Source organism: Micromonospora sp. CCTCC AA 2012012 (assembly GCF_040499845.1).
GTDB lineage: Bacteria > Actinomycetota > Actinomycetes > Mycobacteriales > Micromonosporaceae > Micromonospora > Micromonospora mangrovi.
Genome location: NZ_CP159342.1, coordinates 2324790 through 2343022 on the forward strand (window position 1 = coordinate 2324790; position 18233 = coordinate 2343022).

Below are 18233 nucleotides of genomic sequence, written 5' to 3' on the forward strand. Positions count from 1 at the left end.
TCATGACTGTCTACTTGCAAGTCTTGAAAGGTCTTACATGGACACCTAGCGTGGACCCGGCTCCGCGGTGCGCGGGGCCGCGTCCGAGTGCGAAGGAAGACCCGTGTCCATCCGTACCCCGATGCACCTGGTGGTGGCGGTCGTCGCCGCCACCCTGCTGCCGGCGGTCCCCGCCGCGGCCGCCCCGGCCCCGCCCCCCGGGACCACCGGCACCAGCTCTTTCCTGATCGGTCCGGCGAGCCCGGCGGCGCGACGCGGCGTCGCCCCCGACCCCGGCCGGCTCGCCGACGACCTGGCCGCCGTGGGCCGGGCCACCGGCCAGCGGCTCACCGTCGCCCGGGTGCTCGCCACCGGCGACCTGCTGGTCCGCGCCGACCGGTCGCTGGCCCCGGCCACCACCGCCGCGGTGCTCGACCGGTTGCGCCGCCGCGCCGACGTCGGCTGGGCGGCGCCCGAGGCGCGGTTGCGCGCCGACGCCACCCCCGACGACACCCGCTGGACCGACCAGTGGGACCTGCACGACCCGCTGGGCGGCGTCTACGCCGAGCCGGCCTGGGACACCGGTGCGGACGGCGCCGGCGTCACGGTCGCCGTGCTCGACACCGGCGTCACCCGCCACCGGGACCTGGCCGCCCACCTGGTCCCCGGCTACGACTTCGTCAGCTCCGCCGCCGACGCCCGGGACGGCGACGGGCGCGACCCCGACGCCACCGACCAGGGCGACTGGACCGAACCCGGCGACTGCGGCGACCGGTTCCGGCCCAGCAGCTGGCACGGCACCCACGTCGCCGGCACCATCGCCGCCGGCCGGGACAACGGCACCGGCATCGCCGGGCTCGCCCCCGGCGCGCGGATCCAGCCGGTCCGCGTCCTCGGCCGCTGCGGCGGCAGCACCGCCGACCTGGTCGACGCCATCGCCTGGGCCTCCGGCGGCAACGTGCCCGGCGTGCCGGAGAACCCCACCCCGGCCCGGGTGCTCAACCTCAGCCTCGGCGCGCCGGGCGCCTGCGACCCGGCCACCCAGGCCGCCGTCGACGGCGCGGTCGCCCGCGGCGTCACCGTCGTGGTGTCGGCCGGCAACGCCGGTGCCGACGCCGCCGACTACACCCCGGCGAGCTGCGCGGGCGTGGTCACCGTGGCCGCCAGCACGCTGACCGGCGAGCGGGCCGGCTACTCCAACCGGGGTACGGACGTCGACCTCGCCGCCCCCGGCGGCGACCAGGAGCACGGCGTGCTCTCCACCGTCGACACCGGCACCACCGTGGCCGAGGGCGACGGCTACGCCGCGTACGCCGGCACCAGCATGGCGGCCCCGCACGTGGCCGCCGCCGCGGCGCTGCTGCTCTCCCGACGGCCCGACCTCACCCCCGCCGAGCTGACCGGGCTGCTCACCCGTACCGCCCGGCCCACCGCCCGGCCCGACGAGTGCCGGTGCGGCGCCGGGGTGCTCGACGTCGACCTCGCGCTGCGCGCCGCCACCGGCGACGCCGGCGACACCACCCGGCTGCTCCTCCAGGTCGGTGTTCGACCCGGCGACCCGACCGTCGACCGCGCCGGGGTGCACCTCGCCGGCACGCTCGGCCGACTCGGCACCGGGCTGCCGGACTGGGACCCGGCCGCCCTGCCGATGCGGCGGGTCGACCCGACCGGGCCGTACCGGACGGTGCTGACCGTGCCGAGCGGCACCGAGCTGGAGTACAAGTACGCCCTCGGCGACTGGGCGCACGTCGAGCAGGACTACACCGACAGCGACGCCGGCTGCTTCGACATCGCCAACCGTCGGCTCACCGCCGACGCCGCCGGCACCGTGCAGGTCGTCCGCGACCTGACCGGCAGCTTCCGCGGCGTCTGGCCCTGCGACCGCTGACCACCACCGTCCCCACCCGCGACCCCGCAACCGGAAGGATCACCATGCGAAGGACGCTGCGCGCCCTGACCACCGCCCTGACCCTGCTCGTCGCCGTGCTCGCCGCACCGGCCGCCGGACACGCCTCCCCACCGCCGCCGCAGGAGCTGGGCGGACTGGACCTGTCCGCGTACTGCCGGTCGGTCGGCGCGGCCGAGGCGACGCTGACCGGCGGCACCGCGTACGACTGGCACTGCCGGAGCGCCGACGGGCGGCAGACCGACCTGGCCTTCGACGCGGCCTGCCGGTGGACGTACCGGACCGACGCGGCCGTCGACCGGATCGGCAACTTCTACGACCCGACGTCGGTGCGCTGCTGGCGGGTCCGCGCCGACGTGGTCGCGCCGGACTTCAGCCGCTGGTGCCAGGCCACCGGGCACTCCGACGCGCTGCTGACCGGCGGCACCGTCTATGACTGGCGGTGCGTCTCCTACAGCCGGGCCGGGGTGATGTACTCCGACGTCGACGTGCTGGCCACCTGCCGGGAGACCACCTTCGGGTACGCCACCGTCGAGCGCTTCGTCAGCTTCCGCGACGCGTACTCCTGGCAGTGCCGGATCTGAACCGGCGACCACCCGTCGGTGCCGGTCCCGGCCGGCACCGACGGGTATCCTGCTCCCGGTCGAGCAACGGGGAGGTGGGCGTGGCCAGGGAGACCGGGCGCAAGGTCATCGCCACCAACAAGAAGGCGCGGCACGACTACACCGTGCTCAAGACCTACGAGGCGGGGCTGGTGCTGGCCGGCACCGAGGTGAAGTCGCTGCGCGAGGGGCGGGTGTCGCTGGTCGACGCGTTCGCCCAGGAACGCGACGGCGAGCTGCTGCTGTACGGCCTGCACATCGCCGAGTACGGCTACGGCACCTGGACCAACCACGCGCCCCGCCGCACCCGCAAGCTGCTGCTCAACAAGATCGAGATCGTCCGGATCCTGGACAAGCTGCGCGACGCCGGTGGTGGATACACCCTGGTCCCGCTCTCGATGTACTTCTCGAACGGCTGGGCCAAGGTCGAGCTGGGCCTGGCCCGGGGCAGGAAGTCGTACGACAAACGGCAGGCCCTCGCCGAGCGGGACGCCAACCGGGAGATCGCCCGCGAACTCGGCCGCCGCCTCAAGGGCCGCACCCCCCGCTGACGACCGCTCAGCGCGGGGGCGCCACGGCGAGCGCACCCGTCGGCACCCGCCAACCGGTCTCCCGCGGCGGACGCCGCCGGCCGGCCCGCCACTCCAGCAGCAGCCAGCCGATGCCGATCAGCGACACCAGCGCCAGCCCACCCCACTCGATCACGGGCAGCAGCCGCACCTGCGCCGCGGTGGGCGAGACCAGCCAGCCGTTCGGGGTGGAGCGGTACGACTCACCCTCGGTGAGGAGCAGGGTGAGCGTCAGCGCGATGTTGTGCATGGAGTCCCAGAGAGCGTGCAGCAGCGACACCCCGAGGAAGGTCAACAGCAGCCGCAGCCCGACGCGGAAGTGCGCCCGGGTGCTCGGGGCGAAGAGCACGCCACCGAGGATCGCGGTCCACAGCCCGTGCCCGACCGGGGCGAGCAGGCCGCGCAGGATCTCGGTCTGCACCACCTGCATCAGCGACAGGCCGTTGACGGTGAACAGGGCGGTGAAGGCGTACCCGGCGGACTCGAAGGCGGCGAAGCCGAAGCCGACGGCCGCGCCGAGGATCATGCCGTCCCGGATCGACTTGTGCGCCAGGTGCCGGGTGAGCAGGGCCAGCGCGGCGAGCTTCGCGGCCTCCTCGATCAGTCCCACGCCGACGAAGAGCGCCGCCGAGGGCCGCAGCAGGTACGCCTCCAGCACCGAGGAGGCGAGCACGCCGAGCACCCCACCGGTGACGAAGGTGCTGAACACCAGGCCGGCGGTGACCTCACCGGTGTCGCGGTGCGCGAACGCCCACGCCACGAAGGTCACCGGCACCAGGAAGCTGCCCAGCAGCACCAGCGTGGGCACCAGGTTCGGGTTCCCGGTGACCAGGATGATCACCACGGTGGCCAGCCAGAGCGCCAACCCGACGACGAACATCCGCAGCCACTGCCGCCGCCCACGGCGACCGACGGGCGCCTCGACGGGCACCGTCATCCGATCCATGCGGCCCTCCCCGGGAATCCGGTCCTGACTCGGCCGGTACCCCGGGCGCTGGACCCGAACCGTCTTCGCGGGCTTCCGATGCGGAAGGGCCCCACCCGGTCGTCGGGCGGGGCCCTTCCGCATCCCTCAGCGGACGACGCGGACGAGCAGGGTGAACGCGCGCAGCGGGTCGCCGGTGAGCTGCGCGTGCTCCGCGTCGGCGATCAGCGCCGCCCAGTCCGCGGGTGCCGTGCCGCGCACGACGGCCGCCTGGGCCGCGTCCCGGACCACGGCGAGGATCGCGTCGACCAGCGCCGGGTCACCGCCGCGCAGCTGCCGCCCGAGCAGCGGCAGCACCTCGGGGGCGTTGCGCAGCGAGCCGTCGGCGTTCCACGTCGCCGCCGCGAGCGCCGCCCGCACCTGCGGCCGGTCCGCGGCGACCGCGGCCAACCGAGACCGCGCCGGGTCGGTCCGCAGCCCCCAGCCGAACGGGTACAGCGGCCGGTAGTCCGCGTCACCGACGTTGATCGGCACCTGCGCCTCGGCGCGCGGCCAGCTCACCGGGAGCCGGCCGGTGAACGGACGCCGACCGAAGAGCACGTCGGCCACCCCGGCGCCCTCGCTGCCCGGCAGCCAGGACGCGACCAGCGCGTCGATCTCGCCGAGCTGGTCGGTGACGACCTGCGGACGGCCGGAGACGACCAGCACCACGCAGGTGGGCAGCGCGGCGCAGACCTTGTCGACCACGGCCCGGTCGGCGGGTTGCAGGCGCAGCGACTTCTCCTCCTGCTGCGGCACGGTGCACCAGCCGCACTCCGGGCCGCCGACGTCGCCGTAGCCCTCCGCGTACGGGGTCTCGCCGACCACCACCACGCCGACCTGCGCGTCGCCGGTGGGCGCGGAGGCGTCCGCGCTGTACGTCACCCGGGCCTGCGGCGCGACCTCGCGGATGCCGTCCAGGATCGAGGTGCCGGGGATCGTGTCGGCGCCGGAGACGCCCTGCCAGGCGATGGTCCAGCCGCCGGCCTGGTTGCCCAGGTCGTCGGCGTTGCGGCCGGCCACGTAGAGCTTCGTGTCGGGGCGCAGCGGGAGGGCCTGCCCACTGTTCTTCAGCAGCACCTGCGACTTGGCCGCCGCCTCCCGGCCGATCGCCCGGTGCGCGGCGCTGCCGACCTGGTCGACGTTCGCGGCCGAGGCGTACGGCTGCTCGAAGAGGCCGAGGGCGAACTTCTGGCGCAGGATCCGGCGGACCGCGTCGTCGATGCGGGCCTGGCTGACCCGGCCGGCGGTGGCCTCGGCGAGCAGCAGCTGCTCGAACTGCTCGGCGGTGTTGGGCTCCATGAACATGTCGCTGCCGGCGTTGACACCGACCCGGACCTTGTAGCCGGTCAGCCCGCCGTTGGTGGGGTCGGCGGGGTCGGGGATCTGGTGGATGCCCTCCCAGTCGGTGATCACGAAGCCGTCGAAGCCCAGCCGGCCCTTCAGCTCGCCGGTGATCAGGTCGGGGTTGGCGTGCATCTTGGTCGGGTTGCCGAGGCCGTCCTCGGTCCAGTCCACGCTGGAGAACGAGGGCATCACGCTGCCGACCCGGTGCCGACGCACCGCCGGGCCGTACGGGGCGAGGTCGACGCGGGCGAAGTGGTCCCGGTCGGTGACGGTGACGCCCTGGTCGATCGGGTACTTCTGCTCCCACCACGGTCTGCCCTCGTTGGCGGCGGCGGTGGCCTCGTCGTAGTCGGTGTCGCCGTCGCCGGCGAAGTGCTTGGCGGTGGCGAGCACCCGGTCGTCGTCGGCGAGCCGGCCCGGGCGCCCCTGGAGGCCGTCGATGACGGTCTCCATCGACACCACCAGGGCCGGGTCCTCGCCGAAGCTCTCGTAGCTGCGGCCCCACCGCTCGTCCCGGGAGACGCAGACGCAGGGGGCGAAGTTCCACGGGATGCCGGTGGCGCGCACCTCGGCGGCGGTGGCGTGGCCGACCCGTTCGACCAGCGCGGGGTCGCGGGTGGCGCCGAGGCCGACGTTGTGCGGGAAGACCGTGGCGCCGTACACGTTGCCGTGGCCGTGCACGGCGTCGACGCCGTAGATCAGCGGGATCTGCAACCGGGTGGTCATCGCCTGCGCCTGGAGGCCGTTGACCATCTCGACCCAGGCGGCGGGGGTGTTGCTGGCCGGCGTGGAGCCGCCGCCGGAGAGCACCGAGCCGAGCTGCCACCGGGCGACCCGGCCGGGGTCGTCGGCGACGGCGGCCCGCTCCGCCTGGGTCATCTGGCCGATCTTCTCGGCGAGGGTCATCCGGGCGAGCAGGTCGTCGACCCGCCGCCGCACCGGCAGCCGCCGGTCGAGGTACGGCAGGCCGTGCGCGTCGATCACGACGGTCGGCGCGGTGCCGACGGTGGCGTCGGCGGAGTCCAGGGTCAGCGGGACGGTCTCGGCGGTCTCGGCGGCCCGGTCGCGGTGCAGCGTGACGGTGACCGGCCGGGCGGTGCCGGAGGGGCTGCCGGCCGGGAAGGTGAGCACGCCGGACGCCGTCGCGTAGTCCACGCCCGGGGTGGCGGTGCCGGCGCCGGTGGCCCAGCGCACGGTGACCGCGGCGGCCAGCGGTCGACCGTCGGAGGTGGACACCGCCACGTCCACCGGCACCCGGCTGCCCTCGGTGGCCGGTTGGACGGGCCGGACGGCGCCGACGGTGACCGTCTGGGCGTCGGCTGCCGCCGCGGGTAAGGCGGGTGAGAGGGCCACGGCCAGGGCACCGGCCCCGACGAGCGCGGCGTACCTGTGCGGTCTCATGTGGTGCCTCCTCACGGGACCGGTCACCGGTCTCCCCGTCGGCCGGGGCGGGCCGGGTCCGCTTCGGCATCCTTTCCGACTCGATCGGGTGACGTCAATGTTTTCGGCTGGTTCCGGAACAGCTCGGGGAGCGCTCCCTTGACAGCTCCCCGCTTAATTCATAGCTTCATTGAAGTCTATCTTTATGGTGTGTTCACCGTTCGTCCGGTGCGCAACGGCGGGGCGGGGACGACCGCGACCCGAACGGAGCAACCGTGCGCAGCATCCGCACCCTCGCGGCCCTGGCCCTGGTCGGCCTGGGGCTGACGGCGGCACTGACCGCCACCACCGGCAGCCCCGCCCAGGCCGCTCCCGGCGCCGTCACCTGGTCCGACGACTTCACCGGCGCCGCCGGCACCGCCCCCGACCCCGGCAGGTGGCGCTATGACACCGGCGGTGGCGGCTGGGGCAACAGCGAGCTGGAGTACTACACCTCCAGCACCCGCAACGCCGCCCTCGACGGCAACGGCAACCTGGTCATCACCGCCCGCCGGGAGAACCCCGCCGGCTACACCTGCTGGTACGGCAGCTGCCAGTACACCTCCGCCCGGCTGCTCACCAACGGCACCTTCAGCCAGGCGTACGGCCGGTTCGAGGCGCGCATCAAGATCCCCCGGGGCCAGGGGATGTGGCCCGCGTTCTGGATGCTCGGCAGCGACATCGCCAGCAACCCGTGGCCCAACAGCGGCGAGATCGACATCATGGAGAACGTCGGCTCCCAGCCGTCCACCGTGTACGGCACCATCCACGGCCCCGGCTACTCCGGCGGCGGCGGGCTGGGCGGCTCCACCTCGCTCCCCGGCGGGCAGGCCCTCGCCGACGCCTTCCACACCTACACCGTCGACTGGGCGCCGGACTCCATCACCTGGTACCTCGACGGGGTCGCGTACTCCCGGAAGACCCCGGCCGACGCGGGCGGCAACAAGTGGGTCTTCGACCACCCGTTCTTCATGATCATGAACGTCGCGGTCGGCGGTGGCTGGCCCGGCTCCCCCGACGGCAGCACGGTCTTCCCGCAGCAGATGGTCGTCGACTACGTCCGGGTCCAGGCCTGGGACAGCGGCGGCGGCAGCACCGCCGGGCCGATCGTCGGATACGGCAGCAAGTGCGTCGACGTGGCCGGCGCCAACCCCGCCAACGGCACCCGAATCCAGCTCTGGACCTGCAACGGCACCCCCGCCCAGCAGTGGACCTGGGCCGCCGACGGCTCCGTCCGCGCCCTCGGCAAGTGCCTCGACGTGGCCGCCGGATCGACCGCCAACGGCGCCAAGGTGCAGCTCTACGACTGCAACGGCACCGGCGCGCAGCGGTGGGTGTTCAGCGCCGCCGGTGACATCGTCAACCCGCAGTCCAACAGGTGCCTCGACGCCACCGGCGTCAGCTCCGCCGACGGCACCCCGTTGCAGCTCTGGGACTGCACCGGCGGCGCCAACCAGAAGTGGCGCCGCTGAACCCGGCGACCAGGTGCCCGGCCGGCGGTCAGAACGGCGCGTCGACCGCCAGCCGGCGCACCTGCGTCAGATAGGGGTCCAGCTCCCCCACCTCGAACCGGCAGGTGCCGATGACGTGCCAGAACTGGCCGCCCGGGTCACCGTCCAGCTTGTAGCGACCGTCCGGACTGACCGCCGCCCAGCCCTCCGGCAGCCCGATCAGCGTGGTCCGCAACTGGGCGTGCTCCGGGTCGGCCACGTCCCACAACCGGACGGTGCCGTCGTCCCCCGCACTGGCCAGGAGGCTGCTGTCCGGGCTGAACGCCACCGACCAGATCCGCCGGGTGTGCGCGGCGAGACTGCCGTGCAGCCGCCCGGTGCCCGGATCCCACAACCGGATCGACAGGTCGTCCCCGGCGGTGGCGAGCAGGTTGCCGTTCGGGCTGAACGCACAGCCCCAGAGCCGACCGGTGTGCTCCGTCAGCACCACCCGCCGCTGTCCGGTCACCGCGTCCCAGACCACCGCCGTACCGTCGTTGCTGACGCTGGCCAGCAGCGTCCCCTCGGCGTTGAACGCCACCGCGTACACCCGGTCGGTGTGCTGCTCCAGGGTGAGCCGGCAGGTGGCGGTCGCGGCGTCCCAGAGCCGGACCAGCTGGTCGTCGCAGCCGGTGGCGATGGTCTCGCCGTCCGGGCTGAACGCGACCGCCCGGACCCGGCCCCGGTGCGGGGTCAGGGTGGCGAAGTGCCGGCCGGTACGCCGGTACCACAGCCGCACCGTGTCGTCGTCGTTCGCGGTGGCCAGCGCGTCCCCGTCCGGGCTGAACGCGGTCGCCCAGACGTGGTCGGTGTCCACGTTGAGTTCCCGCTCGTCGGCGCCGGTGTCGGTGTTCCACAGGTGCACCCCGCCGTCCCCGCTCGGCGCGGCGACCAGCGACTCACCCGGGCAGAACACCGCCGACAGCAGCCGGTCCGCCGGGCTGGCGAGCTGCCGCACCAGCCGCCCGGTACGCGGCTCCCACAGCCGCACCACCCCGTCGTTGCCGCAGGTCGCCAGCACCGCCCCGTCGTCGCGGAAGGAGAGCGCGGTGACCCGCCGCCCGTGCCCCCGCAGGGTGTGCTGACACTGCCCGGTGCGGACGTCCCACATCCGGGTGGTGCCGTCGTTGCTGCTGGTCGCCACCTGCTGGTCGTCGGGGCGCCAGACCACCGGCCAGACCGAGCCCCGATGCCGGGTCAGCTCGTGCCGCGGCTGACCGTCGGCGGTGTCCCAGAGCGCGATCGCGCCGTCGCTGGCCGAGGAGGCCAGCAGCGAGCCGTCGCCGTTGAACCGGACGCTGTAGATCGCGCCGCGCTGCCGCCCGAGGACCCGTACCGGCCGGCCCGTCGCCACCTCCCAGAGGCGCAGCGCGCCGTGGGTGTCCCCGGTGGCCATCAGCTGCCCGTCCGGGTGCACGTCGAGCGCGTACACGTCGGCCTCGTGACCGCGCGGCCGGCGCAGCAGCTCCCCGTCGACCGCCCGGCGGATCCAGACCCGACCGTGCTGTCCGACGGCGACGAGCGACTGCCCGTCGGGGGTGTGCACCACCCGGTAGACCACCTCCGGCTCGCGGACGGCGAAGACCAGCTCGCCGGAGGCGACGTCCCAGCCGCGGACCACGCCGGCGCTGTCCACCACGACCACCCGCCGGCCGTCCGGGCTGAACGAGGTGCCCCAGATCGGGGCGGCGTGCCCCGGCCACTCGTGCCGCAGCCGGGCGGTCCGGGTGTCATAGAGGCGGACCGTGCCGGCGGCGTCACCGACCACCAGCCGGCCGCGCGTCCCGTCGGTCAGCACCGGCCACACCCAGCCGGCGAAGACGTCCTCGATGACGTGCCGCACGTCGCCGTGGTCGGCGTCCCACAGCCGTACGGTGAGATCCGCCGCGCCCGTGACGAGCTGGTGCGAGGCGGCGTCGAAGCGCACCGCGTAGACCCGCCCCCGGTGGCCCTGGAGGGTCCGCACCGGCAGCCCGGTGACCGTGTCGCAGATCAGCACGCCACCGTCGTCGCTGCCGACGGCGAGCACCGCCCCGTCCGGGCTGTACGACACCGGCACCGGCAGCCGGCCCACCTCGAAGCCGTACGAGACGCCCACCGCGGGCGGGGCCAGCCCGGGCACCACCGGGCGGCCCGGTGCCACCACCGCGCCGCGCAGCTCCGGCGCCCGCAGCAGCGCGGCGTCGGCGGCGACGTCGATCAGCGCCGCCCGCCGCCAGCGGCTGCCGGTGACCCGCACGCCCCGCAAATCGGCGCGGAACAGCCGGGCCCCGGCCAGGTCGGCGTCGCGCAGGTCGGCGCGGGCCAGCCGGGTCTGGTCCAGGCGCGCCCCGCGCAGCCGGGCCGCCTCCAGCCGCGCCTCGGTCAGGTTCGTCGCCACGAGCCGGGTGGCGCTCAGGTCCGCCCCGGTCAGGTCGGCCCGGGCCAGCTCCCGGTGCGACAGGTCCTCACCGCGCAGTGAGGCGCCCCGCAGGTCGGCCCGGTCGGGCAGCCGCAGCCGGGCGCTGAGCCGCAGCGCGTTGGCCCGGACCGTCTCCCCGGCGTCCTCGTCGCCGAGCACCCGGGCGGTCCACGCGGTGCACCGGCGCGCGTCGGCCAGGTCACCGAGGAACTCCACGGTCAGCGCGGAGAGCGGCCGCACCGCCAGGGCGGACGGCTCCTCACCCCGGTTGAACTGCGCGGCGATCCCCTCCGCGACCAGCCACTCCATCACCGAGGTGTGGATGAAGCCGAACAGGCCGTCCTCGGTGCGCACCAGCAGGCTGCCCGCCCCCACCGCGTGCACCGCCTGCCCGGCGGACAACCGGGACTCGGCGAGCCCGGCCAACTGCCCGGCGGCCTCCGCCAGCTCGGCCAGGCGCAGGTAGGACTCGCCGCTCTCCCAGAGCTGGAACGCCAGCCGGCTGACCGCCGCCCACAGCTCGGGCCGGCGCAGCGTCACCGGTGACCCCGGCACACCCTGCGTACGCCGCTCCTCGAAGTCCAGCCAGGACTCCAGGATCTCCCGGTAGAGGGCGGCGGCGCTGAACGTGCCGCCCGCCCCGGCGACCGCGGTCAGGCGGCCGGGGTCGAGGTTGGCGATGAAGCCGAGCATCCGCGGGTTGCGGGAGAGGCCGAGCAGGTCCTTCACCCCGGCCAGCAGCTGCATCCGCTCCCGCGCGGCGGTCTCGTCCCCGCCGTACCGGTGGCGCAGGAAGACCTCGATCTGGCCGGGGGTGAAGTCCTCGACGGCCAGCACCCGCCGGTGCGGCAGCAGGCCGACCCGCTCGCCGAGCGCGGTCAGCACCTGCGAGTTGGTCTTGAAGTGCTGGGTCCGGCTGCTGACCACGATCTTCGCGTTGCCCTCGGCGGCCTGCAGCAGCGTCTCCAGGTGGTCGGCCGCCCGGTCGTAGGTGACCCGGGCGACCAGCTCGTCGAAGCCGTCGAAGAGCAGCACGATCCGGCCCTGCCGGAGCATGTAGCGGAACGCCTTGAGGTCGATCACCTGCTCGCCGTGGTTGGCCAGGTGCGCGGCGACCAGCCCGTCGACCGAGTGCGCCTTGTCCAGCGCGCGCAGCTCCACCAGGATCGGGATCAGGTCCGGCGCGGCGGTGGGCAGCCGCCGGGCCACCTCGCGCAGCGCGAAGGTCTTGCCCCGGCCGAAGTCGCCGAGCACCAGCGCGAACCGGCCGTCCGGCGCGGAGACCAGCTCCAGCAGCTCCTCCACCACGTCCTCGCGGACCCGCTGGTCGGCGCCGACCAGGTGGCGGTAGCGCTGCGGCACGTACTGCGCGGGCGGATAGAGCCGGTCGGCCTGGAGCCGGGCGGTCTGCGCGGCGACGTACCCGCGCAGGTCGAGCAGGCCCTGGAACTCGGTCAGGTGCAGCACCCGTACGCCCCGCCGCTGCGCGTCCTCGGCCAGCGCGCGCGGGATCCGGTCCCCGTCATAGACCAGCTCCGACGGGATGTCCGGGTCGGTGGCGTGCACCCGGCGGGCGAACCGGTCCACGTCGGCGGCGGTGGGGGTGCCGACGTGCGCGGCCACCCGCTGCTGCCGGACCACCCCGTCGGCGCGGTAGGTCACGAAGAGGTGCGGCGGGTCGGCCGCCACCCGACGCACCAGCACCCGGTCGTGGCGCGCCTCGCAGACCTCGCCGAGGCGCTCCAGCAGCCGCTCCAGCGGGGTCGTCGCGGCCACGGCCGGCGCGACGGCGGGCGGGTCGGCCGGGGTGCCCTGGGTCGGGCCCTCCGCCGCCGTGGGCAGCCGCGGGTCGGGCACCTGGGCCGGGCCGGTCGCCCCGAAGGTGGCCTCCGACCGGGGCCAGGCCACCGGGACCCGCTCCCCCACGTCGTGCCGGTCGTCGCGGCCCAGCACCCAGCGGGTCATCCCGTCGGCGGCCAGCCGCAGCACCTGCGCCCGGCCGTCCCGCGACGGCCACGCCAGCGGCACCACCGCGTCGACCGGGCCGCCCGCCGGGGCCGCGCCGGTGTGCAGCAGGTTGAGCATCGGGGCGACCAGCCGGTGGAACGACGCCCGATCGCGCACCGTCACCCCGTCGTCGGCCGGCCCCTCCCCGGCGTACGGGGTGCGCGGGCCGGGGGCGTGCGCCATCGCGCCCAGCCGCAACCAGCCCGACTGCTGGTAGTGCCGCAGCCGCTGGGCGAACCAGGCGGCCTGCGCCTCACCGAGCCAGCCGTACCGGTCCTCCTCGCGGTGGGTGACCGCGACGGTGGAGTTCAGCCCAGCCACCACCACCCGCAGGTCGGGCACGGGGAAGAGGGTCCACGGCTGCTCGCTGTCGAAGATCCGGTCCTCGAGCCCCTGATAGAGCTCGTCGAAGAGCCGCGCGTAGTGCCGCCACTTGGGCCAGTACGGCGGCTGCGGGTCCACGTCGTCGGCCTCACAGGTGGCGAAGTACGCCCGGCTGGCCGCCATCGTCACGTCGCGCGGCCCGGGCACCACGACGAGGCGGTGCGGCTCCAACCCGAGCAGCACCCGCAGCCCGGTGAGGAAGCTCAGCGCGTCGGAGAACTCCCGGGGACTGCCGGACTCGGTGAGGTTGCCGGCCACCACCAGCAGGTCCGGCCGGGGCACCCCGTCGTTCATCAGCAGGGTCAGGTCACCCATCAGGTGTTCCTGGAGCTCACCCGGGGTGACCGGCGCGCCGGGGTCGATCACGCCCCGGCCGAAACGCGGGCCGGCCACCTGGAGCACAGTCACCGCGCCGCGGGTCTGCGGCACCGCCGCGGCGGCCGGCGGGAACGGCGGCGGGTTGATCGGCGTACGCCGGGCGCGGCGCGGTGCGGGCGGCGCCGGCGCGGTCGTCGTGCTGAGCGCCCCGGCCGGCCGGCTCGGGTGGTGCGGGAAGGCCGGTTGCAGCACCGGCTTGGCCCGGCCGTCGAGCGCCTCCCGGATCCGGTCGAGCACCCGGGCGCGGGCCTGCGCCGCGTCGGTCACCCCGACCAGGTCGACGTAGGTGATGGTGGCCAGCAGCCCGTCGATCGGGCAGTCCTCCACCCGGACCGTGACCAGCTTATTGCCGGTGCCGTCCGGGTCGGCCCGCAGCGCCGCCTGCCACTCCAGCTTCCCGTAGGTGGAGTGCAGGTAACGCTCGGAGAGGACGGCGACCACGACCGCGGCCTCCCGGACCCCCCGGTCCATGAAGTCGATGAAGTTGGTGCCGGCGACGAAGTCCCACGCCTGCAGCAGCGTGCGGTAGCCGGCCGCCTCGAACTCCCACGCGAGCCACGTCGCCCAGCGCTCGTCGGCCGGCGAGTAGCTGATGAAGAAGTCGATCGGGCGGTCGGACCGGGTGGGATGCGCGCCTGGGGACACCTGGTCATTATGGCCACTCATCGTCAAGTCGTCGCCACCCTCGGCAGCCGCCGGGGTCGCGTCGGGCCGCGCCGGCCGGCCGCGGGTGTGCGAGGATCGTCTCCCGTGAAGACCGTCGGCGAGCCGCCGTCCGCCGTACCGGACCGATCGCGCTGGGGCCGGCTGCACGTCCTCGACTGGATCGCCGTCGGGCTCGCCGTGGCCGGGCTGCTCTGCGTCCTCACCGGACTGCTGCCCCGCGTCGACGCCGAGGCCACCGTACGCCGGATCGTGCCCATCCTGATCTTCCTGGGCACGGTGGTGGTGCTGGCCGAGCTGACCGCGGTGGCCGGGGTCTTCGACGCGCTCGCCGCGCGGGTCGCGATCACCGCCCGGGGCAGCTACCCGGCGCTGTTCTGGCTTTGCGTCGGATTCGCCTCGGTCACCACCGTCGCACTCAACCTGGACACCACCGCGGTCCTGCTCACCCCGGTGATGATCGCGCTGGCCCGCAAGCTCGGCGTGTCACCCACCCCGCTGGCGATGACCACGGTCTGGCTCGCGAACACGGCGAGCCTGCTGCTGCCGGTGTCCAACCTGACCAACATCCTCGCCAGCGACCGGATCGGGCTGGACCCGCTGCCCTGGGCGGCCCGGATGTGGTGGCCGCAGCTGGTGGCGATCGCCATCACGATGCTGCTGCTGTGGTGGTGGTACTGGCGGCCGGCCCGGACCGGAGCCGACCCCTTCGTGCCACCGCCGCCGCACGTGCCCCCCGACCCGGTGCTGTACCGCACCGCGCTCGGCGCCTGCCTGCTCTTCGTCGCCGGCATCCTGGCCGGAGTGCAGATCGGGCTGGCCTCCGGGGTGGCCGCCGCGATCCTGGTCGCGGGATTCGCCGTCCGGTCCCGCGGCGCGCTGCGCGCCGCGCTGGTGCCGTGGCGGCTGCTGGTCTTCGTCACCGGCCTGTTCCTGGTCGTGCAGACCATCGGCCGGCACGGCCTGGACGAGGTGATGGGCGCGCTGATCGGCGGCGACCCCGGCGCCGAGGGCGCGCTACGGGCCGGCGCGGTCGGCGCGCTCTTCGCGAACGTGGTGAACAACCTGCCGGCGTACGTGGCCGGGGAGGCGGTCATCGCCACCGGGCACCACACCCAGCTGCTGGCGCTGCTGGTCGGCACCAACGTCGGCCCGCTCGCCACGCCGTGGGCGTCCCTGGCCACGCTGATCTGGTACGAGCGCGTCCGCGCCGCCGGGGTGGCCGTGCCGCTGGGCCGCTTCGTCGCCACCAGTGCGGCCCTCGCGGCGCTGGCCACCACCGCCACCGTCGCCGCCCTGCTGCTCAGCCCGTAGCCGGCCGTTCCGCCCGCGATCCGGGTCGCCGCCGCCGCACGAGCGTCCCGCCGAGGCCTGCCAGCGCCACCAGGACCAGCACCGTCAGCAGGACCCGCACCACCGTCGGCACCACGTACGCGCGCCCCGGGACGGCGACGACCACCGGGTGGCGCGCCGCGGTCGGCACGTCCACCTCCCACTCGAAGTTCGCGTCCGGGTCGAGCGTGCGGGCCTGCCACCGTGGGCTGACCCGCACGCCGTGGACCGGCCCGGAGGCGACGTGACCCAGCCGGGTCCAGTGGCCCACGCAGCGGCTGTGCTGCCGCTCCTGCCGGTCGTACGTGACGTGGCAGTGGTCCACCGCGGCGCGCGCCGAGTCACCCGGCACCAAACCGGCGAGGTAGCCCGCCACGGCCACCGCCGCCACCAGCACCACCGTCACCACTCTCCGGCCCCGTGACATCGGTCCCCCTCCCGATCCGGCCGCGCCACGCACGGCGCGGCCGGACGGCGACGGATCGACACCCACGGTAGGGGTTCGACGCGCGCCGGTGGGGGCAGGTCAGCGCACGATCGCGGCCAGCTCCTCGACCTGCCCCGGATCCTCGGCGTAGCAGTAGAGCACCAGCTCGTCGGCGCCGAACTCGCGGTACGCGGCGACCGTGTCGGCGAGCTGCGCCGGATCGCTCACCGGCGCGCCCCAACCCGGCCGCCCGATGAACGCGTAGTAGTCGGCGACCGCCCGCCGGGCCCGTTCCACGGTCTCCGGTGGGCCGGCCGCGACGGTGAGCTGACAGACCAGCCGCCGGACATCCGGTCGAGGGTGGCGACCTGCTTGGCCAGCAGCGCGGTGCCGCGCAACGGGCCGAGCAGCACCTCCGTCTGCAACCGGACGCGGGTGGTGACACCGGCGAGGACGGCGAGCGCGACGAGCGGCTCCGGATTGTCGTACGCGAGCCGGTCGAGCAGCGCCAGCGAGGCGAAGCCGGCGGCTTCCGCCCGACGGGCCCAGTCGGGCAGGCAGCCGGGGTTGCCGATGGGGAGGCCGAGGCCGAGGTCCATGGTGATCTCCTGAAGGTGGGCAGCAGACAGTGCTGTCGCCACCTCCTCCCCGCCCGTGCGGGGTCCCGGGTCCATCTGCGACGTCATTCCCGGACCGGAGATTCGGAGTTCCGCACCGATCCTAGGGCACCTCGGCGGGGCGCGTGGTCCCCCCGACGATGGCCGGCGCCAGCCGCGCCAGCTGGCGGTCGTGCACCCGGCTGAGCAGGACCAGCGAGGTGACCGCGCCGACCAGCGCCAGGAACATGTCCCACTGGGTGTCCCAGACGTCGCCCTGGGTGGCGAGGAAGTCGTCGGCGGCGGACCCACCGGCCAGCGCCGCCCACCACTCGATCAGCTCGAAGAACGCGCTGAACGCCAGGCAGGCGCAGACCACCAGCGGGGCGAGCCAGCGACTGCCCCGCAGCGGCGAGCGGCGGACCAGGATCTCGCGGACCAGCACGGCCGGCACGAAGCCCTGCGCGAAGTGCCCCAGCCGGTCGTACGGGTTGCGGGACAGGTCGAACAGGTCCCGCACCCAGTCACCGAGCGGCGTCCGCGCATAGCTCCAGTGCCCGCCGGCGATGAGGATCAGCGCGTGCCCGGCCAGCAGGCAGCACAGCAGCGTGGTCAGCGGGAAACGCCGCCAGGTGAGCAGCACCACCGGCACGCCGACGATCACCCAGACCGTCTCCAGCAGCCAGGTGAGCCGGTCGTACGGCCGGATGCCGGAGGCGACCAGCGCGACGAGGACGACGCCGAGCAGCACCCGGGGAAGGACCTTGCGCACCGATGACCCTGCTTCCGCTCGTGGCGACGACCCCTCGGTCGGCCGGTCCGCCGATCCTGCCCGACGGGTGACCGGCGGCGCGAAACGGGGGTCACCAGCCGACGGTGGTGAGGGTGACCGGGGTGAGCCGGCGGATCTGCGGTTCGATCCACTGTGCCGCGGTGACCAGCTTGACCAGCCGGTCGATGGTCTCCGGCGGACCGGCCACGAAGCTGCGCCGCTCGGCGGGGCAGCCGTACCGGTCGTCGAAGCAGCCGCCGTCGAGCGCCCGGACCGTCATGCCGGCCTCCACGGCGAGGAGCACCCCGGCGGGCAGGTCCACCGACTCCGGGTGGTAGCCGATGATGCCGTCGATGTCGCCCCGGGCCAGCATCACCCAGGACAGCAGCGGCGCCCACAGTTGCAGCACCCGGCGGGCGGTGGAGTCCAGCACCACCTTCAGCGCCCGGGCGGTGCTGTCGTCCCGGCGTACCCCGTGGCCCTGGGTCCAGGCCAGCACCGGCGCGGCCGGCACCGGCCGGTGGCGGGCCCGCAGCGCCCGCCCGGCCGCGCCACCCGCGCCCACGAACGCCCCCTGCCCCCGGACCGCCGACCAGGTCCGCCCGGCCACCGGGTCGTGCACCACGCCGACGACCGGCGAGCCCCGGTCGCAGAGCGCGATGCCGACCACGTACGCCGACAGCCCGATGGCGACGTTGTTGGTGCCGTCGAGCGGGTCGACCAACCAGGCCCACCGGGTGTCGGGGGCGTACTCGCCGCCCTCCTCGGCGATCACCCCGTGCTCCGGCCAGCGGGCCCGGATCCGGTCGACGATCAGCCGCTCGGCGGCCAGATCCAGGTCGGTGACCAGGTCACCCGAGGCGCTCTTGGCGCGGGTGTGCAGCTCGCCCCGCACCCCCCGGCGCAGCAGCCCGCCGGCCGCGCGGGCGACCTCCAGCGCGAACCGGTGCGCGTCGCGCAGGTCGGGTCCGGGTCCGCCCGGCTCCTCGTCCATGGC

General features: G+C 74.8%; 13 protein-coding genes. 5 read left to right on the forward strand and 8 right to left on the reverse strand.

Features of this window, described 5'->3' with window-relative positions; all coding sequences use genetic code 11:
* The first annotated feature begins 103 nt into the window (after window positions 1-103).
* The 3 genes from ABUL08_RS10390 to smpB all read left to right on the forward strand — a co-directional run bounded on the left by ABUL08_RS10390 (window position 104) and on the right by smpB (window position 3038).
* The gene (locus ABUL08_RS10390; RefSeq protein WP_350936889.1) at window positions 104-1867 is read left to right on the forward strand and encodes a S8 family serine peptidase; all 1764 of its coding nucleotides are present in this window, start codon (window positions 104-106) and stop codon (window positions 1865-1867) included.
* A gap of 44 nt (window positions 1868-1911) precedes the next feature.
* Window positions 1912-2469 (forward strand): hypothetical protein, encoded by a 558-nt coding sequence (locus tag ABUL08_RS10395; protein ID WP_350936890.1) that lies wholly within the window; start codon window positions 1912-1914, stop codon window positions 2467-2469.
* 80 nt (window positions 2470-2549) lie between these two features.
* Entirely contained in the window at window positions 2550-3038 is a 489-nt protein-coding gene (gene smpB / locus ABUL08_RS10400; protein WP_350936892.1) for an SsrA-binding protein SmpB, read from the forward strand.
* A gap of 7 nt (window positions 3039-3045) precedes the next feature.
* Here the strand turns inward: smpB and ABUL08_RS10405 are convergent, their stop codons facing one another.
* Both ABUL08_RS10405 and ABUL08_RS10410 read right to left on the reverse strand, forming a co-directional pair.
* The gene (locus ABUL08_RS10405; protein WP_350936895.1) at window positions 3046-4002 is read right to left on the reverse strand and encodes a PrsW family intramembrane metalloprotease; all 957 of its coding nucleotides are present in this window, start codon (window positions 4000-4002) and stop codon (window positions 3046-3048) included.
* Between the two features lie 126 nt (window positions 4003-4128).
* The gene (locus tag ABUL08_RS10410; protein WP_350936897.1) at window positions 4129-6768 is read right to left on the reverse strand and encodes a glycoside hydrolase family 3 N-terminal domain-containing protein; all 2640 of its coding nucleotides are present in this window, start codon (window positions 6766-6768) and stop codon (window positions 4129-4131) included.
* 254 nt (window positions 6769-7022) lie between these two features.
* On the opposite strand from ABUL08_RS10410, the gene ABUL08_RS10415 reads away from it, so the two are divergent.
* A complete protein-coding gene (locus ABUL08_RS10415; protein ID WP_350936898.1) occupies window positions 7023-8258 on the forward strand; it encodes a ricin-type beta-trefoil lectin domain protein in 1236 nt (411 codons plus the stop codon).
* 28 nt (window positions 8259-8286) lie between these two features.
* On the opposite strand, the gene ABUL08_RS10420 is transcribed toward ABUL08_RS10415, so the two are convergent.
* Complete coding sequence (locus tag ABUL08_RS10420; RefSeq protein ID WP_350936900.1) at window positions 8287-14091, reverse strand: WD40 domain-containing protein; 5805 nt, start codon at window positions 14089-14091, stop codon at window positions 8287-8289.
* A gap of 105 nt (window positions 14092-14196) precedes the next feature.
* On the opposite strand from ABUL08_RS10420, the gene ABUL08_RS10425 reads away from it, so the two are divergent.
* Window positions 14197-15423, forward strand: a complete 1227-nt coding sequence (locus ABUL08_RS10425) for an ArsB/NhaD family transporter (RefSeq protein ID WP_350936903.1) — start codon at window positions 14197-14199, stop codon at window positions 15421-15423.
* On the opposite strand, the gene ABUL08_RS10430 is transcribed toward ABUL08_RS10425, so the two are convergent.
* The 5 genes from ABUL08_RS10430 to ABUL08_RS10450 form a co-directional block, all read right to left on the reverse strand.
* The gene (locus tag ABUL08_RS10430; RefSeq protein WP_350936905.1) at window positions 15413-15868 is read right to left on the reverse strand and encodes a hypothetical protein; all 456 of its coding nucleotides are present in this window, start codon (window positions 15866-15868) and stop codon (window positions 15413-15415) included. The genes ABUL08_RS10425 and ABUL08_RS10430 overlap by 11 nt on opposite strands.
* Window positions 15869-15967: 99 nt before the next feature.
* Window positions 15968-16096 carry a hypothetical protein gene (locus ABUL08_RS10435; RefSeq protein WP_350936907.1) on the reverse strand — a complete coding sequence of 43 codons (129 nt, stop codon included), beginning with the start codon at window positions 16094-16096 and terminating at the stop codon, window positions 15968-15970.
* Window positions 16093-16467, reverse strand: a complete 375-nt coding sequence (locus tag ABUL08_RS10440; RefSeq protein ID WP_350936909.1) for an LLM class flavin-dependent oxidoreductase — start codon at window positions 16465-16467, stop codon at window positions 16093-16095. The genes ABUL08_RS10435 and ABUL08_RS10440 overlap by 4 nt, the downstream gene beginning before the upstream one ends.
* Before the next feature lie 121 nt (window positions 16468-16588).
* Window positions 16589-17236, reverse strand: coding sequence for a DUF2238 domain-containing protein (locus ABUL08_RS10445; RefSeq protein WP_350936911.1), 648 nt, complete (start codon window positions 17234-17236; stop codon window positions 16589-16591).
* Window positions 17237-17327: 91 nt separating this feature from the next.
* A complete protein-coding gene (locus tag ABUL08_RS10450; RefSeq protein ID WP_350936913.1) occupies window positions 17328-18230 on the reverse strand; it encodes an inositol monophosphatase family protein in 903 nt (300 codons plus the stop codon).
* Between the last annotated feature and the right edge of the window lie 3 nt (window positions 18231-18233).

Bases quoted from the DNA above. Each gene is read 5' to 3' on its own strand.
- ABUL08_RS10395 (WP_350936890.1), top strand. From the start codon at position 1,912: ATGCGAAGGACGCTGCGCGCCCTGACCACCGCCCTGACCCTGCTCGTC.
- ABUL08_RS10405 (WP_350936895.1), bottom strand. From the start codon at position 4,002: ATGGATCGGATGACGGTGCCCGTCGAGGCGCCCGTCGGTCGCCGTGGG.
- ABUL08_RS10410 (WP_350936897.1), bottom strand. From the start codon at position 6,768: ATGAGACCGCACAGGTACGCCGCGCTCGTCGGGGCCGGTGCCCTGGCC.
- ABUL08_RS10430 (WP_350936905.1), bottom strand. From the start codon at position 15,868: ATGTCACGGGGCCGGAGAGTGGTGACGGTGGTGCTGGTGGCGGCGGTG.
- ABUL08_RS10440 (WP_350936909.1), bottom strand. From the start codon at position 16,467: ATGGACCTCGGCCTCGGCCTCCCCATCGGCAACCCCGGCTGCCTGCCC.
- ABUL08_RS10450 (WP_350936913.1), bottom strand. From the start codon at position 18,230: ATGGACGAGGAGCCGGGCGGACCCGGACCCGACCTGCGCGACGCGCAC.